The organism is Hydrogenophaga sp. (assembly GCF_018780385.1).
In the GTDB taxonomy this organism is placed as follows: Bacteria; Pseudomonadota; Gammaproteobacteria; order Burkholderiales; family Burkholderiaceae_C; genus Hydrogenophaga.
Genome location: NZ_JADMJO010000003.1, coordinates 119,828 through 142,798, shown reverse-complemented (window position 1 = coordinate 142,798; position 22,971 = coordinate 119,828). Strand labels below are relative to the sequence as shown.

The 22,971-nt window shown below is 64.5% G+C and carries 17 protein-coding genes; 12 read left to right on the top strand and 5 right to left on the bottom strand.

The genetic code is table 11. The features are described 5' to 3' along the window. The first annotated feature begins 100 nt into the window (after positions 1 to 100). Together greA and IV113_RS01225 are read left to right on the top strand one after the other, a co-directional pair. On the top strand, positions 101 to 577 hold the full coding sequence (greA, locus tag IV113_RS01230; RefSeq protein ID WP_291080015.1) for a transcription elongation factor GreA: 477 nt from the start codon (positions 101 to 103) through the stop codon (positions 575 to 577). After that, entirely contained in the window at positions 577 to 1,035 is a 459-nt protein-coding gene (locus IV113_RS01225; protein ID WP_291080013.1) for a DUF4149 domain-containing protein, read from the top strand. Before greA ends, IV113_RS01225 begins: the two co-directional genes overlap by 1 nt. Here the strand turns inward: IV113_RS01225 and folD are convergent. The 3 genes from folD to IV113_RS01210 form a co-directional block, all read right to left on the bottom strand. After that, positions 1,032 to 1,883 carry a bifunctional methylenetetrahydrofolate dehydrogenase/methenyltetrahydrofolate cyclohydrolase FolD gene (gene folD, locus IV113_RS01220; protein ID WP_291080012.1) on the bottom strand — a complete coding sequence of 284 codons (852 nt, stop codon included), beginning with the start codon at positions 1,881 to 1,883 and terminating at the stop codon, positions 1,032 to 1,034. The two genes, IV113_RS01225 and folD, sit on opposite strands and share 4 nt — an antisense overlap. A 78-nt stretch (positions 1,884 to 1,961) precedes the next feature. Continuing rightward, positions 1,962 to 2,588, bottom strand: a complete 627-nt coding sequence (locus tag IV113_RS01215) for a response regulator transcription factor (RefSeq protein ID WP_291080010.1) — start codon at positions 2,586 to 2,588, stop codon at positions 1,962 to 1,964. Next, positions 2,585 to 5,146 carry a PAS domain-containing sensor histidine kinase gene (locus IV113_RS01210; protein ID WP_291080008.1) on the bottom strand — a complete coding sequence of 854 codons (2,562 nt, stop codon included), beginning with the start codon at positions 5,144 to 5,146 and terminating at the stop codon, positions 2,585 to 2,587. The genes IV113_RS01215 and IV113_RS01210 overlap by 4 nt, the downstream gene beginning before the upstream one ends. 204 nt (positions 5,147 to 5,350) lie before the next feature. Between IV113_RS01210 and aceE the strand changes: the two genes are divergently transcribed. Genes aceE through lpdA form a run of 3 tightly spaced genes read left to right on the top strand, consistent with a single transcriptional unit; the run spans position 5,351 to position 11,619 of the window. Then, complete coding sequence (gene aceE, locus IV113_RS01205) at positions 5,351 to 8,053, top strand: pyruvate dehydrogenase (acetyl-transferring), homodimeric type (RefSeq protein ID WP_291080006.1); 2,703 nt, start codon at positions 5,351 to 5,353, stop codon at positions 8,051 to 8,053. 20 nt (positions 8,054 to 8,073) lie between these two features. Further along, entirely contained in the window at positions 8,074 to 9,744 is a 1,671-nt protein-coding gene (gene aceF, locus IV113_RS01200; RefSeq protein ID WP_291080003.1) for a dihydrolipoyllysine-residue acetyltransferase, read from the top strand. A gap of 9 nt (positions 9,745 to 9,753) precedes the next feature. Next, a complete protein-coding gene (gene lpdA, locus IV113_RS01195) occupies positions 9,754 to 11,619 on the top strand; it encodes a dihydrolipoyl dehydrogenase (RefSeq protein WP_291080001.1) in 1,866 nt (621 codons plus the stop codon). 65 nt (positions 11,620 to 11,684) lie between these two features. Here the strand turns inward: lpdA and IV113_RS01190 are convergent, their stop codons facing one another. Next, complete coding sequence (locus IV113_RS01190) at positions 11,685 to 13,031, bottom strand: hypothetical protein (RefSeq protein ID WP_291079999.1); 1,347 nt, start codon at positions 13,029 to 13,031, stop codon at positions 11,685 to 11,687. 97 nt (positions 13,032 to 13,128) lie between these two features. Here IV113_RS01190 and IV113_RS01185 point away from each other — a divergent pair, with 97 nt between their 5' ends. Together IV113_RS01185 and IV113_RS01180 are read left to right on the top strand one after the other, a co-directional pair. Continuing rightward, positions 13,129 to 14,064 (top strand): LysR family transcriptional regulator, encoded by a 936-nt coding sequence (locus IV113_RS01185; RefSeq protein ID WP_291079996.1) that lies wholly within the window; start codon positions 13,129 to 13,131, stop codon positions 14,062 to 14,064. Then, positions 14,061 to 15,032, top strand: a complete 972-nt coding sequence (locus tag IV113_RS01180; RefSeq protein ID WP_291079994.1) for a tripartite tricarboxylate transporter substrate binding protein — start codon at positions 14,061 to 14,063, stop codon at positions 15,030 to 15,032. Before IV113_RS01185 ends, IV113_RS01180 begins: the two co-directional genes overlap by 4 nt. Positions 15,033 to 15,097: 65 nt before the next feature. Here IV113_RS01180 and IV113_RS01175 read toward each other — a convergent pair whose 3' ends face one another. Further along, complete coding sequence (locus tag IV113_RS01175; protein WP_291079992.1) at positions 15,098 to 15,649, bottom strand: C40 family peptidase; 552 nt, start codon at positions 15,647 to 15,649, stop codon at positions 15,098 to 15,100. A gap of 268 nt (positions 15,650 to 15,917) precedes the next feature. On the opposite strand from IV113_RS01175, the gene IV113_RS01170 reads away from it, so the two are divergent. The 5 genes from IV113_RS01170 (at position 15,918) to IV113_RS01150 (ending at position 22,919) form a co-directional block, all read left to right on the top strand. Continuing rightward, positions 15,918 to 16,652 (top strand): TetR/AcrR family transcriptional regulator, encoded by a 735-nt coding sequence (locus IV113_RS01170; RefSeq protein WP_291079990.1) that lies wholly within the window; start codon positions 15,918 to 15,920, stop codon positions 16,650 to 16,652. Between the two features lie 86 nt (positions 16,653 to 16,738). Further along, positions 16,739 to 17,350 carry an isochorismatase family protein gene (locus IV113_RS01165; protein WP_291079988.1) on the top strand — a complete coding sequence of 204 codons (612 nt, stop codon included), beginning with the start codon at positions 16,739 to 16,741 and terminating at the stop codon, positions 17,348 to 17,350. Positions 17,351 to 17,472: 122 nt separating this feature from the next. After that, a complete protein-coding gene (locus IV113_RS01160; RefSeq protein ID WP_291079986.1) occupies positions 17,473 to 19,374 on the top strand; it encodes a propionate--CoA ligase in 1,902 nt (633 codons plus the stop codon). Between the two features lie 100 nt (positions 19,375 to 19,474). Further along, positions 19,475 to 19,849, top strand: coding sequence for a metalloregulator ArsR/SmtB family transcription factor (locus tag IV113_RS01155; RefSeq protein ID WP_082585987.1), 375 nt, complete (start codon positions 19,475 to 19,477; stop codon positions 19,847 to 19,849). A gap of 178 nt (positions 19,850 to 20,027) precedes the next feature. Next, positions 20,028 to 22,919 carry a 2-oxoglutarate dehydrogenase E1 component gene (locus IV113_RS01150; protein ID WP_291079982.1) on the top strand — a complete coding sequence of 964 codons (2,892 nt, stop codon included), beginning with the start codon at positions 20,028 to 20,030 and terminating at the stop codon, positions 22,917 to 22,919. Positions 22,920 to 22,971 lie beyond the last annotated feature (52 nt).

The following is a 22,971-nucleotide window of genomic DNA, read 5'->3' as shown; positions in this document are numbered from 1 at the left end:
TCGACACAGTACACCGCCGACCGGCAACGCTCGGCGGTTTCCTTTTGTATTGACGCAGACACGACGAAGACTGCTGCATTCCCGACTTCCGGAGCACCACATGGCCACCCTACCCATCACCAAGCGCGGCGCTGAAAAACTCAAGGAGGAGCTTCACCGCCTGAAGACCGTGGACCGCCCCTGGGTGATCAACGCGATTGCCGAAGCGCGCGCGCAGGGCGATCTGAGTGAAAACGCCGAGTACGACGCTGCCAAGGATCGCCAGGGCTTCATTGAAGGTCGCATTGCCGAGATCGAGGGCAAGCTCTCGGCCGCGCAGATCATCGACCCGACCGCGGTGGATGCGGGCGGCAAGGTGGTGTTTGGCGCCACGGTGGAACTGGAAGACGAAGCCAGCGGAGCGGCCGTCACTTATCAGATCGTGGGCGAAGACGAGGCCGACCTCAAGCTCGGGCTGGTGAACATTGGCAGCCCGATCGCACGCGCGCTGATCGGCAAGGAAGAGGGTGATGTGGCCGAGGTGCAGGCGCCGAGTGGTACCAAGCGCTTCGAGATCGTGGCCGTGCGCTACGCCTGATGCCGCTGCAACGGCTCGCCGTTTTCGTCGCCGCCTTGTGGTGGGGCGGTCTCTCGGCACTCAGTTTTCTCGCGGTTCCGCTGCTCTTTGCCACGTTGGGCAGCCCCGCAGTGGCCGGCCCCGCAGTGGCCGGGCCTGTGGCTGCGAAGATCTTCTCGCTGCAATGCTGGGCCGGCCTCGTGTTGGGGTTGGTGCTGCTGCTGATCCTGCGCCGCTGGCGCGGTGAGGGCGCTGCTGTCGCGCCCGCTGCCGTCACCACCATGGGCTTCGTGCTGTTCGCGATGCTGCTCGCAATCGTGCAGGAGTTCGGCGTGGCCCAGAACATCGTCACCGCACGCGCCAGCGGTGGCAGCCTGCGCCTGTGGCACGGCTTGGGCACCGTGATGGTGCTGGGTCAGTGGCTGTGCGCTGGCGCCGTGTTGTGGCGTCTCAGCGCGCCACGCACCCAAGCGGTTTAAGCGACCAGGCGTTCGGCTGATTCGAGGGTGTTGACCATCAGCATGGTGATGGTCATGGGGCCCACACCACCGGGCACGGGGGTGATCCAGCCGGCGACTTGCCGCACCCCTTCAAAGTCCACATCGCCGCACAGCTTGCCTTCGTCGTTGCGGTTCATGCCCACGTCGATCACCACGGCTCCAGGCTTGACCATGTCGGCCGTGAGCACATTGCGCTTGCCCACAGCGGCCACGATCACGTCGGCCTGCAGTGTCATGGCCTTGAGATCCGGGGTGCCGCTGTGGCAGATGGTGACCGTGGCGTTCTGCTGCAGCAGCATGAGCGCCATCGGCTTGCCGACGATGTTGCTGCGGCCGATCACCACCGCGTGTTTGCCCTTGAGCCCGTAGCCGATGCTCTCCAGCATCTTCATGCAGCCGTAGGGTGTGCAGGGCCAGAAGCCTGGCATGCCGGTCATGAGCGCGCCGGCGCTGGCGATGTGAAAGCCATCGACGTCCTTGGCGGGCGAGATCGCCTCGATCACCTTCTGTGCATCAATGTGCGCCGGCAATGGCAGCTGCACCAGGATGCCGTGGATGGTGGCGTCGGCATTGAGCGCGTCCACGCGCGCCAGCAGTTCTGCCTCGGTCATGGTGGCGGGCCAACGCTCCAGCACGGAATGCATGCCGGTGTCTTCGCAGGCCTTGACCTTGTTGCGCACATACACCTGCGACGCCGCGTTCTCGCCCACCAGGATCACCGCCAGACCCGGCGTGATGCCACGCGCTTTCAGGGCGGTGACCCGTGCGGTCACGTCGGCGCGAAGTTGGCGGGAGAGGGCGTTGCCGTCGATGAGTTGTGCGGTCATGGGGTGTTCGGGCTGCGGTTGAAATGGAAACGCCCGCCGGGAAGGGCGGGCGTTGATCGGGTGTGTTGGTGAGGGGCGTCAGGCCTTGGCCGGGGCCTGTCCCAGCGCGATCTTGAGCAGGTCGGCCACGGTGTTGGCACCGAGTTTTTCCATGATGTTGGCGCGATGCGCCTCCACCGTCTTGATGCTGATGCCCAGATCGTCGGCAATCTGCTTGTTCAGCCGGCCGGCGACGATGCGTTCGAGCACCTGGGCTTCGCGGCTGGTGAGCTTGGAGAGTAGAGCGTCGCGGCTCACCGCTTGCTGGTGCGTGGTGAAGGCTTCACGCGCGTGCTCAAGCATGCGCTCGACCAGCGTGACGAGCTGGTCTTCCTTGAACGGCTTCTGAATGAAGTCCAGCGCGCCCTTCTTCATGGATTCCACAGCCATCGGCACGTCGCCGTGGCCGGTGATGAAGACGATGGGCAAAGGCGATTGTCGTTCGATCAGCCGCTCTTGCAGCTCCATGCCGGTCATGCCGCCCATGCGGATGTCGGCGATGAGGCAAGCCACCTCGCGGGCGTCGTAGCGGCTGAGGAAGGCCTCGGCCGATTCGAAGCAGCGGACCCGGAAGTCCTTGCCTTCGAGCAGCCATTGAAGTGAGTCGCGCACCGCCTCGTCATCATCGACAACATAAACAGTGCCTTTTTTGGGGATCAAACTCATCTCGCTCTTTCTGTGTCCGTCACCGGCTCTGTGGCTGGTCCGGTTGATGTGCCGCTGACCTTCAATCTCGAAATCACGGGGATCCAGAAACTGAAGCAGCAACCCACAACCTCTTCCCCATTGTAGATGTTGTGCACATGCATCCTGCCGTGGTGCGATTCGACGATGCTGCGACACAGTTTCAGGCCAATGCCCATGCCTTCGCTCTTGGTGCTGTAAAAGGCTTCGTAGATGCGCTCGATCATCTCGTCGGGCACGCCGTTGCCAGAGTCGCGCACCGAGAACTCGACCACGTCCAGATCTTCCTGGCGGCGGGGCCCCACGCGCAACTCGACATAGCGCTCTCCGGGCGCACGGCCCGCCTGCATGATGGCCTCACCTGCGTTTTTCAGCAGGTTGATCAACACCTGTTCGATCAGGATGGGGTCGACCATCAGGCTGGGCAGGCGCGCCGCCACGTACGGCGACAGGCGCACCTGATGGCGACGCAGTTCGATGTCGGCCAGCTCGATCGCGTTGCTCACCATCTGCGCCACGTCGGACGGCGCCGGGTTGGGTTCGCTTCGCTTCACGAAGGCCTTGATGCGCTGGATGATCTGCCCGGCGCGCTGTGCTTGGCGAGCGGTCTTCTCCAAAGCGCCGAGCAGGTCTTCCGTGCTGATCCGGTTTTCGTTGACTCGCGAGATCATGCCGTTGCAATAGTTGCTGATGGCGGTGAGTGGCTGGTTGAGCTCGTGCGCCACGCTCGATGCCATCTCCCCCATGGTGATCAGTCGGCTGGCGGTCTGCGCGCGTTCGGCTTGGCGCGAGGCCTGCTCTTCGGCGTAGCGGCGCGGCGTGATGTCGCTGGCAATCACCATCTGCGCCAGGCGCCCGTCGACCCAGGTGAGGTAGCGCGTGCGCACCTCCAGCCAGCGGTCGAGCTCCTCGACGAACACCTCGGCATTTTCTGCACCGGCGTCTGTCAAGGTCTCGGTCGGCATGCCGGCAAAGGCGTCCACCGCATCGCCGTCGTCCGGGCTGGGCGTGGGCTGGTTGCCCGCCAGGTCCACCAGATGGCGGTGACCCTGGCCGCGCGTGCCGAACCACATGCGGTACATCTTGTTGGCGAACAACATCTCGTCGCTGCCCAGCGGCGCCACCGACACGGCCGAGTCCAGGCTTTCCAGCACGGTGGTGAAACGCTCGTACGACGCTGATAGTTCCTCGCGAATGCGCTTGGGCTCGGTGATGTCGGTCATCGAGGTCATCCAGCCGGTCTGGTGGCCCTTGGGATCGATCAGCGGTGACACGTACATGCGTGCGTCGAAGATGCTGCCGTCGCGCCGCTGCACCCGCACCTCGAAGCCGCCGGGCGTGGAGCGCCCGCGCAGCTCATCTTCCAGGCGGGCCGACAACTGGTCGTGGTCTTCGTCGGGCCAATAGGGGAAGGGCGCGGTGCGCCCCACCAGTTCACCTTCGGTCCATCCCGTCATGGAGCAGAAGGCCGGGTTGACGTAGGTGATGCGGCCCTGCATGTCGAGCGCGCGCATGCCGGTGAGCATGGAGTTTTCCATGGCGCGGCGGAAGTTGGTTTCGGACACCAGGGCCTGCTGCGCCTGCACGCGCCGGCGTGTGTGGCGCCAGGTCCCGAGCAGCATCCACACCGTGAGGGCGGACAGCGCACCGATCACCCAAAAGAAGCCGCTGCCCACAATGTCCTGCGAGGTGCGGTAGCCCTGCGCCTTCACGATCAAACCGTTGCCCACCGGGGAGACCGGCACTTCATGTTCCATGGGTGGGTTGGACCAGGGCAGCAGGCGCAGCACGTCGCTGGGCGCCTGCAGACTGCCCGCGAGCACTTGGCCTCGGTCGTCCACCAGCGCCACCGCGTAGCGCGCCATGATCTCCGGGGGCATGCCAAAGCGCATGAGACCGTCAATGGCGTACTCGCCCATGACCGTGCCCGCAAACCGGCCCTGCTCACTCAGCGGCACGTGCAGCATCAGCGTCGCATGGCGTGGATCCTGGGTTTCCAGTGGGCGCGAGTAGGTGGGTTGTCGCAAGTCACGCGCGAGGTCGAAGGTACCGTCGGTTTCGTTGGGAGAAAGTGTGCTGCCGGTCGGTCGCATCAAGCGCAACGGTGCGCTGGGTGAGGTGTAGCTGGCCAGCACGTTGCGCCGGGCGTCCACCCAGGTCACGGCCAGCAACTCGGGGAACTGGCTCACCAGCGCTTCGACCTGGAACACAAACTCTTCCGTGTCGATGTCCTTGTTGTCGATTTCGCGGGCCAGTCGCATGAGCTGCTCCTGTCGTTCCAGCAGGCGCAGGCGCAAACGCTGCTGCGCGTATTCCACGTCGCGCGTCACGGCCTCCTGCTCGCGCTCAAGCTCTTCAAATCGCAAATAGGTGATGGCCACCACGATCGCCGAGAGGAACAGCAGTACCGACAGCAGCGGCGCCAGCGTGGCAAAACGGTCCTGCCGCGACGGCGGGAGACGTCGCCACCAGCGTTTCCACCAAGGCGCCTGTGCGGCTGTTGGCGGTGGTGCTGCAGGTGTCGAGGGCGCTGAACTCATAGCCTGCCGAGTCTACGTGAGCAAGCGCCCAATGCTTCCATTTGTGCAGCGCCTCTGTGCCGAATCTCCGTTTTTCAATGCCACTCAGTATTTCATAATGTAGAAATTGAAAGCACATATTGAAATTTGAAAAGCATTGTGGGAAACTCCGTGACAGCGCGGAATGACCCCCGTAAGCTCGATTTCAATCAACAGGAGACAAGCATGGCAGCGAACAACGCTCAGGATGGCCGCAGCGCCGGCGACCTGGATACCCAGGAAACACGCGAATGGATGGAGGCGCTGGGCGCCGTGATCGAACGGGAGGGCCCCGAGCGCGCCCACTTCCTGCTGGAGCAACTGCTGGAGGAGGCTCGCCAGCACAGCATCGACTTGCCGTTTTCGGCCACCACCGGCTATGTGAACACGATCGAGCCGAATCAGGAAGAGCGCTGCCCGGGCAACATCGAGATCGAAGAACGCCTGCGCGCCTACATGCGCTGGAATGCCATGGCGATGGTGGTCAAGGCCAACCGCCACAACCCCGAAGACGGTGGTGATCTGGGCGGCCACATCGGCTCTTTTGCCTCGCTGGCCCACATGTTCGGCGCCGGCTTCAACCACTTCTGGCACGCCGAGAGCGAAAACCACGGCGGCGACTGCCTCTACATCCAGGGCCACGTGTCGCCCGGCGTGTACGCCCGCGCCTACCTCGAAGGCCGCCTGACCGAAGAGCAACTGCTCAACTTCCGCCAGGAAGTCGACGGCAAGGGTCTTTCCAGCTACCCGCACCCCAAGCTGATGCCCGAGTTCTGGCAGTTCCCCACGGTGTCGATGGGCCTGGGCCCGCTGATGGCCATTTACCAGGCGCGTTTCCTGAAATACCTGCACGCCCGTGGCATTGCCAACACCGAGAACCGCAAGGTCTGGGTGTTCTGCGGCGACGGTGAGATGGACGAGGTCGAGTCGCTGGGCGCCATCAGCCTGGCCGCGCGCGAGAACCTCGACAACCTGATCTTCGTGGTGAACTGCAACCTGCAGCGCCTGGACGGCCCGGTGCGCGGCAACGGCAAGATCGTGCAGGAGCTCGAAGGCGAGTTCCGCGGCTCCGGCTGGAACGTGATCAAGCTGCTGTGGGGCAGCGAATGGGATTCGCTGCTGTCGCGCGACAAGGACGGCGCGCTGCGCAAGATCATGATGGACACGGTCGACGGCGACTACCAGGCCTTCAAGGCCAACGACGGGGCCTACGTGCGCAAGCATTTCTTTGGCCGCGACCCCAAGACGCTGGAGATGGTGGCCCACTTGAGCGACAACGACATCTGGAACCTCAAGCGCGGCGGCCACGACCCACAAAAGGTCTATGCGGCGTACCACAAGGCGGTCAACCACAAGGGCCAGCCGACCGTGCTGCTGATCAAGACCGTCAAGGGTTTTGGCATGGGCAAGTCGGGTGAGGGAAAGAACACGGTGCACCAGACCAAGAAGCTCACCGACGAAGACATCAAGATCTTCCGCGACCGCTTCAACCTGCCGATCCCCGACAGCGAACTCTCCAAGATCCCGTTCTACAAGCCTGCCGACGACACGCCGGAAATGCGCTATCTGCACGAGCGCCGCCAAGCCTTGGGCGGGTATCTGCCCAAACGCCGCGTGAAGGCCGACGAGAGCTTCACCGTGCCCTCGATCGAAACCTTCAAGGCCGTGATGGAGCCCACCGTGGAAGGCCGCGAGATTTCGACCACGCAGGCCTACGTGCGTTTCCTCACCCAATTGCTGCGCGACCAGGCCCTGGGCCCGCGCGTCGTGCCCATCCTGGTCGATGAGGCGCGCACCTTCGGCATGGAAGGCCTGTTCCGCCAGATCGGCATCTACAACCCCGCAGGCCAGCAGTACACCCCGGTCGACAAAGACCAGGTCATGTACTACAAGGAAGACAAGGCCGGCCAGATCCTGCAGGAAGGCATCAACGAGGCCGGCGGCATGAGCAGCTGGATCGCGGCGGCCACGAGCTACAGCACGAGCAACCGCATCATGGTGCCGTTCTACGTGTACTACTCCATGTTCGGCTTCCAGCGCATCGGCGACCTGGCTTGGGCGGCCGGCGACATGCAGGCGCGCGGCTTCCTGCTGGGCGGCACCTCCGGGCGCACCACGCTCAACGGTGAAGGCCTGCAGCACGAAGACGGTCACAGCCACATCCTGGCCGGCACCATTCCCAACTGCATCAGCTACGACCCGACGTTTGCGCACGAGGTCGGTGTGATCCTGCACCACGGCTTGAAGCGCATGGTGGAGAAGCAGGACAACGTCTTCTACTACCTGACCCTGCTGAACGAGAACTACGCCATGCCCGGCCTCACGCCCGGCACCGAAGACCAGATCATCAAGGGCATGTACCTCTGCAAGGAGGGCGCAAAGCTGACGCCGCGCGTGCAACTGCTGGGCTCCGGCACCATCCTGCGCGAATCCATTGCCGCGCAGGAACTGCTGGAAAAAGACTGGGGCGTGGCCGCCAATGTGTGGAGCTGCCCGAGCTTCAACGAACTCACCCGCGACGGCCAGGACACCGAGCGCTGGAACCTGCTGCACCCGACCGAGCCACAGCGTGTTTCGTTCGTGGCCAAACAGCTGGAAAAGCACACCGGCCCGGTGGTCGCCTCCACCGACTACATGAAGAACTACGCCGAACAGATCCGGTCCTTCATCCCCAAAGGCCGCACCTACAAGGTGCTGGGCACCGACGGCTTCGGCCGCAGCGACTTCCGCAGCAAGCTGCGCGAGCACTTCGAGATCAACCGCCACTACATCGTGGTGGCTGCGCTCAAGGCGCTGAGCGAAGAGGGAACAGTGCCGGCGGCCAAGGTGGCCGAAGCCATTGCCAAGTACGGCATCAAGGCCGACAAGATCAACCCGCTGTACGCCTGATACGGCGAGGAGACAACAACATGGCACTCATAGATGTGAAGGTCCCGGACATCGGTGACTTCGACGAGGTGGCAGTGATCGAACTGCTGGTCAAGGTGGGCGACACGGTGAAGGCCGAGCAGTCGCTGATCACGGTGGAGTCTGACAAGGCTTCAATGGAAATTCCGTCGAGCACGGCTGGCGTGGTGAAGGAACTCAAGGTCGCGCTGGGCGACAAGGTGAAACAGGGCTCGGTGGTGTTGGTGTTGGAGGCTGCGGGTGAAGCCGCCGCTCCCGCGCCGGTGGCTGCGGCCCCAGCGGCGGCTGCCGCGCCCGTGGCCGCTCCTGCCCCGGCTGCAGCGGCGCCGGTGGCGGCCTCTGCCGCCAGCGGCCCGGTCGAGGTGCATGTGCCCGACATCGGTGACTTCAAGGACGTCGCGGTGATCGAGGTGCTGGTCAAGCCGGGCGACAAGATCGCGCTGGAGCAAAGCCTGATCACGGTGGAGTCCGACAAGGCTTCGATGGAGATCCCGTCGTCGCACGCCGGTGTGCTCAAGGAGCTCAAGGTCAAGGTGGGCGACACGGTCAACATTGGGGATCTGCTGGCGATCCTGGAAGGTGCTGTGACTCCCACCGTATCGACTGCCACTCCAACCGTTCGGGCTGAGCCTGTCGAAGCCCCGGCCCAGGTTCAGGCGAGCCCTTCGACAAGCTCAGGGCGAACGGAGGTGGTTGCAGCGCCAGCGGCGCACAACCCCACCGCCTCAGCCCCCGTGGGCCTGCCCCACGCCTCGCCTTCGGTGCGCAAGTTCGCGCGCGAACTCGGCGTGCCGCTGGCTGAAATCAAAGGCTCGGGCCTCAAGGGCCGCATCACCGCCGAAGACATCCAGTCGTTCACGAAATCCGTGATGGCCGGCGCGGTGCAGACCGCCGCGCAAGCGGCCAAGGCGCCGGCCACATCCGGCGGTGGCGGCTCCGAGCTGGGCCTGATTCCCTGGCCCAAAGTCGACTTCGCCAAGTTCGGCCCGATCGAACGCAAGGAGATGGGCCGCATCAAGAAGATCAGTGGCGCCAACCTGCTGCGCAACGCGGTCATGATCCCGGCGGTCACCAACTTCGACGACGCCGACATCACCGACCTCGAAGCTTTCCGCGTCTCCACCAACAAGGAGAACGAGAAGAGCGGCGTGAAGGTGACGATGCTCGCTTTCCTGATCAAGGCCTGCGTGGCCGCGCTCAAGAAATTCCCCGAGTTCAACAGCTCGCTGGATGGTGACGCCCTGGTCTACAAGCAGTTCTGGCACATCGGCTTTGCCGCCGACACGCCCAACGGACTGATGGTCCCGGTGATCAAGGACGCCGACAAAAAGGGCGTGCTGCAGATCAGCCAGGAAATGGGCGAACTCGCCAAGAAGGCTCGCGAGGGCAAGCTGAGCCCGGCCGAGATGAGCGGTGCCACCTTCACCATTTCCAGCCTGGGCGGCATCGGTGGGCGTTACTTCACGCCCATCATCAATGCACCCGAGGTGGCCATTTTGGGTGTGTGCAAGAGCCAGATGGAACCGGTGTGGGACGGCAAGGCATTTGCGCCGCGCCTGATGCTCCCGCTTTCGCTCACCTGGGACCACCGCGTGATCGACGGGGCTGCGGCTGCGCGCTTCAACGCGTACCTGGGTCAAATCCTCGGCGACTTCCGTCGCGTTCTTCTCTAAGGAATGACGATGGCCATCATAGAAATTCAAGTTCCGGACATTGGCGACTTCGACGAAGTTGCAGTCATCGAGTTGCTGGTCAAACCCGGCGACACCGTCAAGGCCGAACAGTCGCTCATCACGGTCGAGTCCGACAAGGCTTCGATGGAGATCCCATCCAGCGCCGCCGGTGTGGTGAAGGAGCTCAAGGTCAAGCTGGGCGACAAGGTGAAGCAGGGCAGTGTGGTGCTCACGCTGGAGGCGGCTGTCTCCTCTCCCTCTCCCGCCCCGGCGGGAGAGGGCCGGGGTGAGGTTGCCTCGGCGCCCAAGCCCTCACCCCAACCCTCTCCCGCCAGCGGGAGAGGGAGCGAAGCCACGGCTCCCGCTCCCGCTGCAGCCAGCTTCGCTGGCTCCGCCGATCTCGACTGCGACGTGCTCGTGCTCGGCGGTGGCCCCGGTGGTTACAGCGCGGCCTTCCGCGCGGCCGATCTGGGTCTCAAGGTCGTGCTGGTCGAGCGTTACGCCACTCTGGGTGGCGTGTGCCTGAACGTGGGTTGCATCCCGTCCAAGGCACTCCTGCACGTGGCTGCCGTGATGGACGAGGTCAGCCACATGGCCGACCTGGGCGTGGACTTCGGTCGCCCCGTGGTCAACATCGAGAAGCTGCGGGGCCACAAGGAAAAGGTCATTGGCAAGCTCACGGGCGGCTTGGCCGCCATGGCCAAGATGCGCAAGGTCACCACCGTGCGAGGCTACGGAGCCTTCGTCGGTGCGAACCACCTGGAAGTGGAAGAAACCAGCGGCACGGCTCAGGACAAGACCGGCAAGAAGCAGGTGATTGCCTTCAAGAAGGCCATCATCGCGGCCGGCTCGCAAGCCGTGCGCCTGCCCTTCATGCCCGAGGACCCGCGCGTGGTCGACAGCACCGGTGCGCTCGCGCTCAAGGACGTGCCCAAGCGCATGCTGATCCTGGGTGGCGGCATCATCGGCCTGGAGATGGGCACGGTCTACAGCTCACTGGGCGCGCGCCTGGACGTTGTGGAGATGCTCGACGGCCTGATGCAGGGCGCCGACCGCGATCTGGTGAAGATCTGGCAGAAGATGAACGCGCCGCGCTTCGACAACATCATGTTGAAGACCAAGACGGTGGGCGCCAAGGCCACGCCGACCGGCATCGAGGTGACCTTCGCCGCGGCCGAAGAGGGCGGCACGGCGCCTGCGCCGCAGACCTACGACCTGGTGCTGCAGGCCGTGGGCCGCACGCCCAACGGCAAGAAGATCGCAGCCGAGAAGGCCGGCGTGGCCGTGACGGATCGGGGCTTCATCAACGTCGACATCCAGATGCGCACCAACGCGCCGCACATCTTCGCCATCGGCGACATCGTGGGCCAACCCATGCTGGCGCACAAGGCGGTGCACGAGGCGCACGTGGCGGCCGAGGTGATTGCCGGTGAACTGCAGGGAAACAAGGAACTGGCCAGTGCCGCGTTCAACGCGCGCGTGATCCCCAGCGTGGCCTACACCGACCCCGAGGTGGCCTGGGTGGGCCTCACCGAGGACCAGGCCAAGGCGCAGGGCATCAAGGTCAAGAAGGGCCTGTTCCCCTGGAACGCCTCGGGCCGCGCCATTGCCAACGGGCGCGACGAGGGCGTGACCAAGCTGCTTTTCGACGACAGCCCCGAAGCGCATGGCCACGGCAAGATCCTGGGCGGTGGCATGGTGGGCACGCACGCGGGCGACATGATCGGCGAGATCGCGCTGGCCATCGAGATGGGCGCAGACGCGGTGGACATCGGCAAGACCATCCACCCGCACCCCACGCTGGGCGAGAGCATCGGCATGGCCGCCGAGATCGCCCACGGTTCGTGCACCGACGTGCCGCCGCAGCGCAAGTAACGCGACGGCCTCAAGAAAAAAGCCGCCAGCCTCACGGGCTGGCGGCTTTTTCATGGGCGATCGATTCAGCGCGGTGCCACGCGGCTCGCCAGCGGTGCGCTGCGGTAGTCGGGCAGCAGCTTGCAGGTGTCGCCATAGGCGGCCTCATAGCCCTTGCAGAGAGCGGCCACCGTCTGTGGCGTGGGCTTGTCGTTCTTGTCGATCCAGTTGAGCAGGGCCGTGAACAAGGCGGGGTACTGCGGGTCGCTCAGGTAGCTGTGCTCGGACTCGTCACTGAAGGTCTGCACCAGCAACGGGCCCTTGCCCGCGCGGTCGAGCGTCTCGCGGTAGGCGGACTCGAGTTCGACGAACGCGGTGGGGTCGTTGACCGCGTGCAGCGAGAGCACCGGCACGTTGACCTTGCCCTGCGGGTCGCTGTCCTTCGCGAGCTCGGCCACGGCGGCCGGATCGGCCGCGTAGCGCAGCACGCCCGCGTTCAATGCCGCGTCGTCCGTCGAGCCCTTGTACTGCACGTTGGCGTTGTTGAACGGGTTGCGGTTGCCCAGACGCAGTTGCGTCAGGTCGCGGAACAGCCAGGTCGCCCAGTTGAGGTGGGCGATCAGCGAGCGCTCGGGGATCTTGATGACGTTGACGATGTTGGCGAGGTTGGTCTTCTGCTGTTCGGTGCGCTGGGCGGCCGGCTTGCGCACGCCGGTGCATTCGTCGACGCGCGCGGCCAGTTCGGCCCGCGACAGCTTGGCGTCCAGTGGCAGGCCCTGCCAGAGCGGGTACTGCGGTTCGTCCGCCTTGGGGTGGTTCTTGCAGACGTACTGGTAGACCACGCGCAGGTCGATCCGAAAGTCATAGGCACGGGTGCCGCCGCCGAGCATGCCGCTGGTGAGCAGCATGCCGTCGTAGGGGCCCTTGACCGGTCCGCTGGGGCCGTCCACCATGGCATACAGTTCCGCGCCCTTGGCCGCGACCGATCCGCCATAGCTTTGACCGTGCAGGATGGTGCGGCGCGGCGGGCCGAAATGCTTCACGAAAATGCGACGAACGCGCTCGGTGTCTTCAGCGGCCATGGTCACGCCAAAGCCGCCGCGCCGGTAGGTGGCGCTGGCCCAGGCGTAGCCCGCCTTGACGGTCACAGCCCAGCGCTTGAGATCTTCCTCGCCGCGTGCCAGCGTGGCCGGGCCGGTGTCGGCGGGGCCACCGTGCGCGTGCATCACCAGCACGCCCGTTTTGGGTTTCCATTGGGCGGGCAGGGCGATCCAGTAGAAGCCGCCGAGCCCGTCTTCGCCTGTGTGGCAGACCGCGCTCGCCGGCACTTCGGTCGGGCAGGCACGGGGTTGGGGATTGGCGGGCGTCTGGGCGCTGGCGCTGTGGCAGGCCAGGGCGGCCAGCGCCAGCAGCGCGAGGGGGCGGATGTGCACGTTTGTCTCCTTGTATTTGTGCGAGGCCAGGGCACGATAGGGGTGCAACCACCTGGTGTCAAATATACTGAAACCCGATTCTCAATACCTTTCAGATATGGATATCCGGCACCTGCGCTACTTTCTGGCCGTCGCCGAAGCGGGCCACATGACACGCGCGGCCGAGCGCCTGGGCATCCAGCAGCCGCCGCTGAGCCTCCAGATCAAGGGGCTGGAGAAGGAGCTCGGGGTGGCGCTGTTCCACCGCCATCCCAAGGGCGTGGCCTTGTCCGATGCGGGCCGGCTGTTCGAGATGGAGGCGCGCCGGCTGGTGGACGACATGGCGGCGATGGAGCAGCGCATGGCGCGTGTGGCGCGCGGCGAACTCGGCGTGCTCAATGTCGGCTTCACCAGTTCGGCGGCCGCCCACGTGTTCACGCCCGATGCGTTGAGGGCGTGCCGAAGGGCTTGGCCCGGGATCACGCTGTCGATCCGCGAGGACCACGCGGCCGGCATCACCGAAGCGGTGGCGGCCGGGCGTCTGCATTGCGGCCTGATCCGCGTGCCGGTGTCGCAGCCCGAAGGCCTCACTTTCGAGGTGCTGCTGCGCGAGCCGGTGCTGGTGGCGCTGCCGGGCGACCACGCGCTGGCCACGCGCAAGACCGCGCGTGCGGTGACCTTGGCCGAATTGCGCAACGAGGGTTTCATCCTGGTGCGGCAACCCGGTGCGCCCGGTCTGTACGCCAACCTGCTGGCGCTGTGCGAGGCCCTGGGTTTTCGTCCGCGCATCGCGGCCGAGGTGGAGCGCATGGTGACCAGCCTGAACCTGGTGGCCGCGGGCGCCGGCATCGCGGTGGTGCCGGCCTCGATGCGGGGGCTTCATCCCCACGCCGTGGTCTACCTGCCGCTGGCCGATGGCACGCCGCTGGACGCACCACTCACCCTGGTCTACCGTACGGCCGATGGCGTCGGGCCGGCCGCGCATTTCCTGAAGATCGCGCGCGACACGGCCCGCAAGGCGCAGGCGCGCAGCCGGCGAGGGCGCCCGCCATGACGCTGCAACGGCGGCGTGCGCTCAACGCCCTGCTGGCAATGGCGGGCGCCGCTGTGTTGCGCCTGGGTGCATCGCAGCCGCACTGGCCGGCGCAGGCGCTGCGCATCATCGTGGTGTATCCGCCGGGTGGTCTCAGCGATGGCGTGGCGCGTTCGCTCGCCGAGCGCCTCGCGCTGCAGTTGGGCGTGCCGGTTCGGGTGGAGAACCGTGCTGGTGGCGGCGGAAGCGTGGGGCTGCAGGCACTCGCGCGCGCCACACCCGACGGGCACACGCTGGCGTTTTCAGCGGTCAGCCCGTTGACGCTGCGCCCCCACGTGGGCAACGACCCGCTGCACGGTATCGAGCCCGTGGCCAGCGTGATGTACACGCCTGTGCTGCTGGTGGGCACCCCGGCGTTCAGCGGACACGGCTTTGCCGACGTGTTGTCGCAGGCGCGTGAGCGACCGGAGGCGCTTCGCTGGGCGACCTCGGGCCTGGCCACCGCGGGCCATCTGGTGCTGGAGCAGGTGCAGGTGGGCAGCGGCATCGCGGTGACGCACATCCCCTACAAAGGGGGTGGTCAGCAACTCACCGATGCATTGGGCGGGCAGTTCGAGCTGTTGTCGACCAACGTGGCGCCGGCGCAATTGCGTCATATCGAAGCCGGCCGCTTCAAGCCGCTGGCTGTGGGCGCGCCTCAGCGGCTGGATGTTTTGCCACACGTGCCCACCTTCGCCGAGCTGGGCCTGCCACACGCCAACGTCAGTTCACTGTTCGGCCTGTTCGCACCGGAGGGCACGCCGGTGGCGCTGCTCGATCGCTTGAACACGGAGATCAACCGGGCCGTTGAGACGCCCGGAATCCGCGAGCGCCTTCTGGCGTCGGACAACCTGCCCGTCCTGGGCGACCGGCCGGCGTTTGCACGCCGGATCGCGGACGAGTGGCGCAGCAACCGCCGGCTCAAGAGGGTCAATGTCCGGATGGAGTGAAGGGGGGAGGGCGACGGCAAGGTGCGCCGCGTGGATGGCCGCTGTGCCGCGGCCGGCCTGCAGGCTCAAGGGCCTTTGTCAGCCATCGGCACGCGACGCGCGCCATTGAAACGCTTGCTCCAGTAGGCCATGCGCATGTCTTCCACGCGCACGTGTGACCCGGAGCGGGGCGAGTGGATGAACTTGCCGTCACCCACATAAATGCCTACGTGGCTGAAGGCTCGGCGCATGGTGTTGAAGAACACCAGATCGCCGGGTTTGAGTTCGCTGCGCTCGATTTCCTGCGTGGCCGCTGCCTGCTCGTCGGAGCGACGCGGAAGGATTTTGCCCACCGACTGTTCGAAAACAGCGCGCACAAAGCCGCTGCAGTCGAAGCCGGTGTCCACCGTGTTGCCGCCGTACTTGTAGGGCACGCCCAGGAAAGCCATCGCATTGATGACCAGACCGGAAGCCTGCTCGCCCACGGTGTCGCGGGCTTGCTGAAACTGGCTTCCCAGGCGGGACATCAGGCCCTTCTCGGTCAGCAAACTGTCCATGTCTTCATAGGCTGCGTCGGGTGGCGCGGCATGGGCGGCGGCAGCGAAGCTGAGCATGAGGACAAGGAGGATTCGATGCATCGCCCGGAGAGTAGCGGCGATGCTCGGTGAAGTCAAGCGAGAAATACCCTGCAAACTATTGATTTTGTTAGGTTTTGTACCACTCATCCGGCAAACCGACCTTCAGCTTCCATGGCACAGGTCTCCGGCTTTGTTTTGACTGCAAGGCAAAGCGATTGACCACAAAAAATTGCATTGAGATTCGACCAATATTTTAAATGCTGTTTAAATTTGTAATGTTGCGTTCAAATATTCGTACGGCCACGTCGGCCATTGCTAAACTGCCGGCATGGAAGTCCAGTTGCACGAGCTCACCCCGGTGCTGTCAGCCGCCGAGCAGGAGGCTGCGCAACGCCAGCAGCAGCAACGCCAACAGCGCCAACTGGCCATGTCCGATACCCGCCGCGCACTGGTGCTGGACGCCGCGCGCAGCGTGTTTGCCGAGAGCGGTGTGGACGGTGCAAGCATCCGCGAGATCGCCCGCCGGGCCGGTTACACCCCGGGTGCGATCTACAGTTACTTCGAGAGCAAGGAAGCCATCTACGCCGCGCTGCTCGCTGAGTCGCTGGAGCGGCTCAACGCCGAGGTTGCGTCCGCCCGGCATTTCAAGCTGCAGCCGCAATTGACCCTGGCGGCCAAGGCGCAGGCTTGGTTTGGTTTTTACGCAAGCAGTCCGCGTGACCTGGATCTTTGCTTCTATCTGGTCCAGGGCTTGGCGCCGCGCGGGCTCGACGGAGGACTCAATCAGCATCTCAATGGCCGCCTGCAGGACGCGCTGCGTCCTTGCGAAGTTGCGTTGCAGGCCATGGGGTTGTCGCCCGAGTCCGCGTTGCGGGAAAACACGGCCCTGTTCGCGCACGGCGTCGGTTTGCTGTTGCTGCTGCACACCGGCCGCATCCGGTTGTTTGGACAGTCCGTGGAGCCGCTTTTCACGAGTTATGTGGAGCAGCTCGTGGAACGCCTGAACCCGGGTGCGTTGGCCGCCCCGCGGGGGCTCGATCAGCCTGATTTGTTCGGCCTTTGACGCTTGTCAGGGGAAGGCCTGGACTGCGCTGCGAAAATCCAGCATCCGAGCGATTTGAACCACACACAAAACAAGGAAAGTTGAGCATGCTGCTGGACGTTGAAGACTCCCAACTGGTGCTGGTGGACTACCAGGCCCGCCTGATGCCTGCCATCTTTGAAGGCCCGCAAGTGCTGGCCAACGCCGTGCGTCTGGCCCGCATGGCACAGCTGCTGGAGGTGCCGGCCTGGGGCACCGAACAGAACCCCGAGAAGCTGGGGCCCAACCCGCCGGAGTTGCGCGAAATGTGCCGCAAGACGCTGGCCAAGATGCACTTTGGTGCGGTGTCTGAAGGGCTGGGTGATTGGTTGCGCCCGCCTGCGCGCCCCGCCCAGGGTGGCGGCAACGCGCGCAGCCTGCCCAAACATCTGCAGAAGCCCGCAGCCGCGCCGGCCGCCGAACGCCAGACCGTGGTGGTGGCCGGTTGTGAAGCCCACGTGTGTCTGCTGCAGACCGCGCTGGAACTGATCGAGCAGGAGTTCGACGTGTGGGTGGTGACCGACGCCTGCGGTTCGCGCACCGAGCGCAACCGGGACGCGGCTTTTGACCGCCTTGCCGGCGCCGGCGCCGAACTGGTGACGACCGAGATGGTGGCCTTCGAGTGGTTGCGCACCGCAGACCATCCGCTGTTTCGCGACGTGCAGGCGCTCATCAAATAGAGCAGACAGGGAAAGCGCCAGGGAGGTGGCGCCGGGCGCTGTCAGACTGTCGAAAGCCGCTTGATCATAATTATGAATTCAGTTTGGGTGGGGCCACCCGACACAACCCGCAGGAGACATTCATGAGCCAAGCTCAGGGTTACGCCGAGTTCTATCGCCGCTCCATCGAAGACCGCGACGCCTTCTGGACCGAACAGGCTGCCCTGGTGGACTGGAAAAGGCCGTTCGACCGAGTTTGCAACCACGACAACCCTCCGTTTGCCCGCTGGTTCGAAGGGGGGCTTACCAATCTCTGCCACAACGCGGTGGACCGGCATCTGAAGGATCGTCCCGACCAGAACGCGCTGATCTTCGTTTCCACCGAAATCGACGTGGAGCGCAGTTACAGCTTTCGTGAACTGCACACCGAGGTGCAGCGCATGGCCGCGGTGCTGCTCGGTCAGGGCGTCAAGAAGGGCGATTGCGTCCTGATCTACATGCCGATGATTCCCGAGGCCGCCTTCGCCATGCTGGCCTGCGCGCGCATCGGCGCCATTCACTCGGTGGTGTTCGGCGGCTTTGCCAGCCATTCGCTGGCCAGCCGCATTGAAGATGCCTCGCCCGTGGCCATCGTCAGTGCCGACGCCGGTTCGCGCGGCGGCAAAGTGGTTGAGTACAAGCCGCTGCTGGACGAGGCCATCCGCCTCTCGGCCCACAAGCCGGCCAGCGTGGTGATGGTCAACCGCGGCTTGGCGCCCATGAAGCTCGTCCCGGGGCGTGATGTGGACTACGCCAGCGCGCGCGAACAGCATCTGGACACCATCGTTCCCTGCGAGTGGGTGGACTCCACACACCCGAGCTACACGCTCTACACCAGCGGCACCACCGGCAAACCCAAGGGCGTGCAGCGCGACACGGGGGGCTACGCGGTGGCGCTTGCTTCGAGCATGAAGCACGTGTTCATGGGCGAACCGGGCGAGACCTACTTCTCCACCAGCGACATCGGCTGGGTGGTGGGCCACAGCTACATCGTCTACGGACCGTTGATCGCCGGCATGGCCACCATCATGTATGAGGGCCTGCCGATTCGCCCGGACGCCGGTATCTGGTGGCATCTGGTCGAAAAGTACAAGGTCAGCGTCATGTTCAGCGCACCCACCGCCGTGCGGGTGCTCAAGAAGTACGACCCCTCGTTCATCAAGAACCACGACCTCTCCAGCCTCAAGGCCTTGTTCCTCGCTGGCGAGCCGCTGGACGAGCCGACCGCGCAATGGATCGCCGAAGCGCTGGGCAAGCCCATCATCGACAACTACTGGCAGACCGAAACCGGCTGGCCCATCCTGTCGTTGTGCAACGGCGTGGAGCCGGCCAGCAGCAAGTTCGGCTCACCCGGGCGCGCCGTCTATGGCTACAACGTCAAACTGCTGGACGATCAGACCGGCGCCGAACTCACCGAGCCCGGGCAAAAAGGCGTGGTGGCCATCGAGGGCCCGTTGCCGCCTGGTTGCATGCAGACCGTGTGGCGCGACGACGAGCGCTTCGTGAAGACCTACTGGTCGAGCGTACCGGGCAAGATGGTCTACAGCACCTTCGACTGGGGCATCAAGGACGCGGACGGTTATTTCTTCATCCTGGGCCGCACCGACGACGTGATCAACGTGGCGGGCCACCGCCTGGGAACGCGCGAAATTGAGGAGAGCATCTCCAGCCACCCGCGCATCGCCGAGGTGGCGGTGGTCGGTGTGGCCGATCAGCTCAAAGGCCAGGTGGCGATGGCATTTGCCGTGGTCAAAGATGCGTCAACGTTGACCGACGACGCCTCGCGCCTGAAGCTTGAAGGCGAGGTGATGAAGCTGGTGGACGAGCAACTGGGCGCGGTGGCACGCCCGGCCCGTGTGCGTTTCGTCTCGGTGTTGCCCAAGACCCGCAGCGGAAAATTGCTGCGCCGCGCCATTCAGGCGGTGTGCGAGGGGCGCGATCCTGGAGACCTCACCACCATGGACGATCCGGCCGCGTTGCAGCAGATCAAGGATTTGCTCGGCTGAAGGGAGCTGTGCACATCTCACTCCCTCACGCCCGGTGCATGGTCGGCAGTGTGCTTTCTAAGTATGATTCATGCTTATATTCACACGAGCGACGGGCACCATGGACAAGATGATCGCGTCTGACGGGCAGGTGGAACGGGTTCGCGTTTTCGAACTCGCGGCAGAACTTTTCGGCGTGCTGGCCACCCCAATGCGCCTGCGCATCCTGAGTGCCCTGTGTGATCGAGAAAAATCGGTCTCGCAGTTGCTGCAGGAGATCGACACCACCCAACCCAACCTGTCCCAGCATCTGAATCTGCTGTACCGCTCCGGGGTGCTCGCCAAGCGCAAGGAAGGCACGCAGGTCATCTACCGGGTGCAAAGCGAGAAGGCCGTCATGCTGTGTCGAACCGTGTGCACGCAGATCGCGATCGAGATCGACGAGCCCAGCGCCGTTCCCGCCTCGGAACGGCTCTCGCCCCGTGTGACATCCTGATGACGGCGCCTCTGGCGCCGAAGTTTTTCCTGCACGCATCGGCGAGGTGGCACAATCTCGGGTTGCAGCAAGGTCCTTCCACAGTCACTGTCGCATCCGCATAACGGTCAAGCCGTGCAGCGGAAGGTTTTTCTAACCAGCTAATGTTTCCTGCAGGGAAACGGAGGTCAGCGGATTTATGAGCGATTCCCAAGCCAATGGGGGCAACGTCTATGTTGCCTACAAGACCAACTCGTACCTCTTCGGCGGCAACGCGCCGTACGTGGAAGAGATGTACGAGAACTACCTCGCCAACCCTGGCAGCGTGCCGGACAACTGGCGCGGTTATTTCGACGCACTTCAAAACGTTCCAGCTGGCGACGGCTCTGATGCCCGCGACGTTCCCCACCAGCCCGTCATCAACGCCTTTGCGGACCGCGCCAAGCAGGGCGGCACCAAGGTCGTCATCGCCGCCGGCGCCGACTCCGACCTCGGACGCAAGCGCGTCGCCGTTCAGCAACTGATCGCCGCCTACCGCAACGTGGGCGCCCGCTGGGCCGATCTCGATCCGCTCAAACGCGCCGAACGCGACAACATTCCAGAACTCGATCTGTCGTTTTACGGCTTTGCCGACGCCGATCTGGAAATGATCTTCAACACGAGCAACACCTTCTTCGGCAAGGAGACGATGTCTCTGCGCGAGTTGCTCAATGCCCTGCGTGAAACCTACTGCGGCTCCATCGGCGCCGAGTACATGTACATCACCGACCAGAGCCAGAAGCGCTGGTGGCAGGAACGCCTCGAGGGCAGTCGCTCCAAGCCGGCTTACAACGCCGAGAAGAAAAAGCACATCCTCGACCGCCTCACCGCGGCCGAGGGCCTGGAGCGTTTCCTGCACACGAAATACGTGGGCCAGAAGCGCTTCTCGCTCGAAGGTGGCGAGAGCTTCATCGCGTCCATGGACGAGCTGATCCGCCAGGCGGGCCAGATCGGCATCCAGGAAATCGTGATCGGCATGGCCCACCGTGGCCGCCTGAACGTGCTGGTGAACACCCTGGGCAAGATGCCCAAGGACCTGTTCGCCGAGTTCGACCACACCGCCCCTGAAGATCTGCCTTCCGGCGACGTGAAGTACCACCAGGGCTTCAGTTCCGACGTGACCACCCCCGGCGGACCGGTGCACCTCTCACTGGCGTTCAACCCCTCGCACCTGGAGATCGTCAACCCCGTGGTTGAAGGCTCGGTGCGCGCCCGCATGGATCGCCGCGGCGATCCGTTGGGCAAGCAGGTGCTGCCCGTGCTGGTGCACGGTGATGCGGCCTTTGCCGGCCAGGGTGTGGTCATGGAAACGCTGGCGCTGGCCGAAACCCGTGGCTACACCACGGGCGGCACGGTGCATCTGGTGATCAACAACCAGATCGGCTTCACCACCTCCGACCCGCGCGACAGCCGCTCCACGCTGTACTGCTCCGATGTCGTGAAGATGATCGAGTCGCCGGTGCTGCACGTGAACGGTGACGACCCCGAAGCGGTGGTGTACGCCACCCAGCTCGCGCTCGAATTCCGCATGGCCTTCCAGAAGGACGTGGTGGTCGACATCGTGTGTTTCCGCAAGCTCGGCCACAACGAGCAGGACACCCCGAGCCTGACGCAGCCGCTGATGTACAAGAAGATCGCGTCCCACCCCGGCACGCGCAAGTTGTACGCCGACAAGCTGGCGGCCCAAGGTCTGGGCGACACGCTCGGCGACGATATGGCCAAGGCCTACCGCGCCGCGCTGGACGATGGCCGCCACACGGTGGACCCGGTGCTCACCAACTTCAAGAGCAAGTTCGCGGTGGACTGGAGTCCTTACCTCAACAAGAAGTGGACAGACAGCTCCGACTCGGCCATTCCGATGGCGGAGTGGAAGCGACTGTCGGAGCGACTCACGACGATTCCTGACAGCGTCTCCCCGCACCAACTCGTGAAGAAGGTGTACGCCGACCGCGCGGCCATGGGCCGTGGCGAGATTCCGGTGGACTGGGGCATGGGCGAGCACATGGCGTTTGCCTCGCTCGTGGCCAGTGGCTTCCCGGTGCGCCTGTCCGGCGAGGACTGTGGTCGCGGCACGTTCACGCACCGCCATGCGGTGATTCACGACCAGAACCGCGAGAAGTTCGACGAGGGCACCTACGTGCCGCTGCAGAACGTGGCCGACAACCAGGCCCCGTTTGTGGTGATCGATTCGATCCTGTCCGAAGAAGCGGTGCTGGCCTTCGAATACGGCTACGCCTCCAACGATCCCAACACGCTGGTGATCTGGGAAGCGCAGTTCGGCGACTTCGTCAACGGCGCCCAGGTGGTGATCGACCAGTTCATCGCCTCGGGCGAAGTGAAGTGGGGCCGCGTCAACGGCATCACGCTGATGCTGCCGCACGGCTACGAAGGCCAGGGTCCCGAGCACAGTTCGGCACGCCTGGAACGCTTCATGCAAATGGCCGCCGACACCAACATGCAGATCGTGCAGCCCACCACGGCCAGCCAGATCTTCCATGTGCTGCGCCGCCAGATGATTCGCGGGTTGCGCAAGCCGCTGGTGATCTTCACGCCCAAGTCGCTCTTGCGCAACAAGGACGCGACCTCGCCGCTCTCCGAGTTCACCAAGGGCGGTTTCCAGACCGTCATCCCGGATCAGAGTGCTGACGTGGCCAAGAAGGCCGAGAAGGTCAAGCGCGTCATCTGCTGCTCGGGCAAGGTGTACTACGACCTGGTGAAGAAGCGCGAGGAGCGAGAGTCCGACGACGTGGCGATTCTGCGCGTGGAGCAGCTCTATCCGTTCCCGCACAAAGTGTTTGGTGCCGAACTGCGCAAGTACCCCAACGCCACCGACATCGTGTGGTGCCAGGACGAGCCGCAGAACCAGGGTGCCTGGTTCTTCGTGCAGCACTACATCCACGAGAACATGCTCGACGGCCAGAAGCTCGGCTATGCCGGGCGCGCAGCGTCGGCTTCGCCGGCGGTGGGTTACTCCCACCTGCACCAGGAACAGCAGAAGAACCTGATCGAAGCCGCTTACGGCAAGCTCAAGGGCTACATCCTCACCAAGTAAGCCGCTCTTGCTGACCGGCCCGAGGATGTGCATCCCGGGTCGGGTGCCAAAG

What these genes read in the sequence shown, in the direction of transcription:
- aceE (WP_291080006.1), top strand. Translation starts at nt 5,351, where the DNA reads ATGGCAGCGAACAACGCTCAGGATGGCCGCAGCGCCGGCGACCTGGAT.
- IV113_RS01225 (WP_291080013.1), top strand. Translation starts at nt 577, where the DNA reads ATGCCGCTGCAACGGCTCGCCGTTTTCGTCGCCGCCTTGTGGTGGGGC.
- lpdA (WP_291080001.1), top strand. Translation starts at nt 9,754, where the DNA reads ATGGCCATCATAGAAATTCAAGTTCCGGACATTGGCGACTTCGACGAA.
- IV113_RS01170 (WP_291079990.1), top strand. Translation starts at nt 15,918, where the DNA reads ATGGAAGTCCAGTTGCACGAGCTCACCCCGGTGCTGTCAGCCGCCGAG.
- IV113_RS01185 (WP_291079996.1), top strand. Translation starts at nt 13,129, where the DNA reads ATGGATATCCGGCACCTGCGCTACTTTCTGGCCGTCGCCGAAGCGGGC.
- aceF (WP_291080003.1), top strand. Translation starts at nt 8,074, where the DNA reads ATGGCACTCATAGATGTGAAGGTCCCGGACATCGGTGACTTCGACGAG.
- IV113_RS01160 (WP_291079986.1), top strand. Translation starts at nt 17,473, where the DNA reads ATGAGCCAAGCTCAGGGTTACGCCGAGTTCTATCGCCGCTCCATCGAA.
- IV113_RS01175 (WP_291079992.1), bottom strand. Translation starts at nt 15,649, where the DNA reads ATGCATCGAATCCTCCTTGTCCTCATGCTCAGCTTCGCTGCCGCCGCC.
- IV113_RS01165 (WP_291079988.1), top strand. Translation starts at nt 16,739, where the DNA reads ATGCTGCTGGACGTTGAAGACTCCCAACTGGTGCTGGTGGACTACCAG.
- IV113_RS01215 (WP_291080010.1), bottom strand. Translation starts at nt 2,588, where the DNA reads ATGAGTTTGATCCCCAAAAAAGGCACTGTTTATGTTGTCGATGATGAC.
- folD (WP_291080012.1), bottom strand. Translation starts at nt 1,883, where the DNA reads ATGACCGCACAACTCATCGACGGCAACGCCCTCTCCCGCCAACTTCGC.
- IV113_RS01150 (WP_291079982.1), top strand. Translation starts at nt 20,028, where the DNA reads ATGAGCGATTCCCAAGCCAATGGGGGCAACGTCTATGTTGCCTACAAG.
- IV113_RS01180 (WP_291079994.1), top strand. Translation starts at nt 14,061, where the DNA reads ATGACGCTGCAACGGCGGCGTGCGCTCAACGCCCTGCTGGCAATGGCG.
- greA (WP_291080015.1), top strand. Translation starts at nt 101, where the DNA reads ATGGCCACCCTACCCATCACCAAGCGCGGCGCTGAAAAACTCAAGGAG.
- IV113_RS01210 (WP_291080008.1), bottom strand. Translation starts at nt 5,146, where the DNA reads ATGAGTTCAGCGCCCTCGACACCTGCAGCACCACCGCCAACAGCCGCA.
- IV113_RS01155 (WP_082585987.1), top strand. Translation starts at nt 19,475, where the DNA reads ATGGACAAGATGATCGCGTCTGACGGGCAGGTGGAACGGGTTCGCGTT.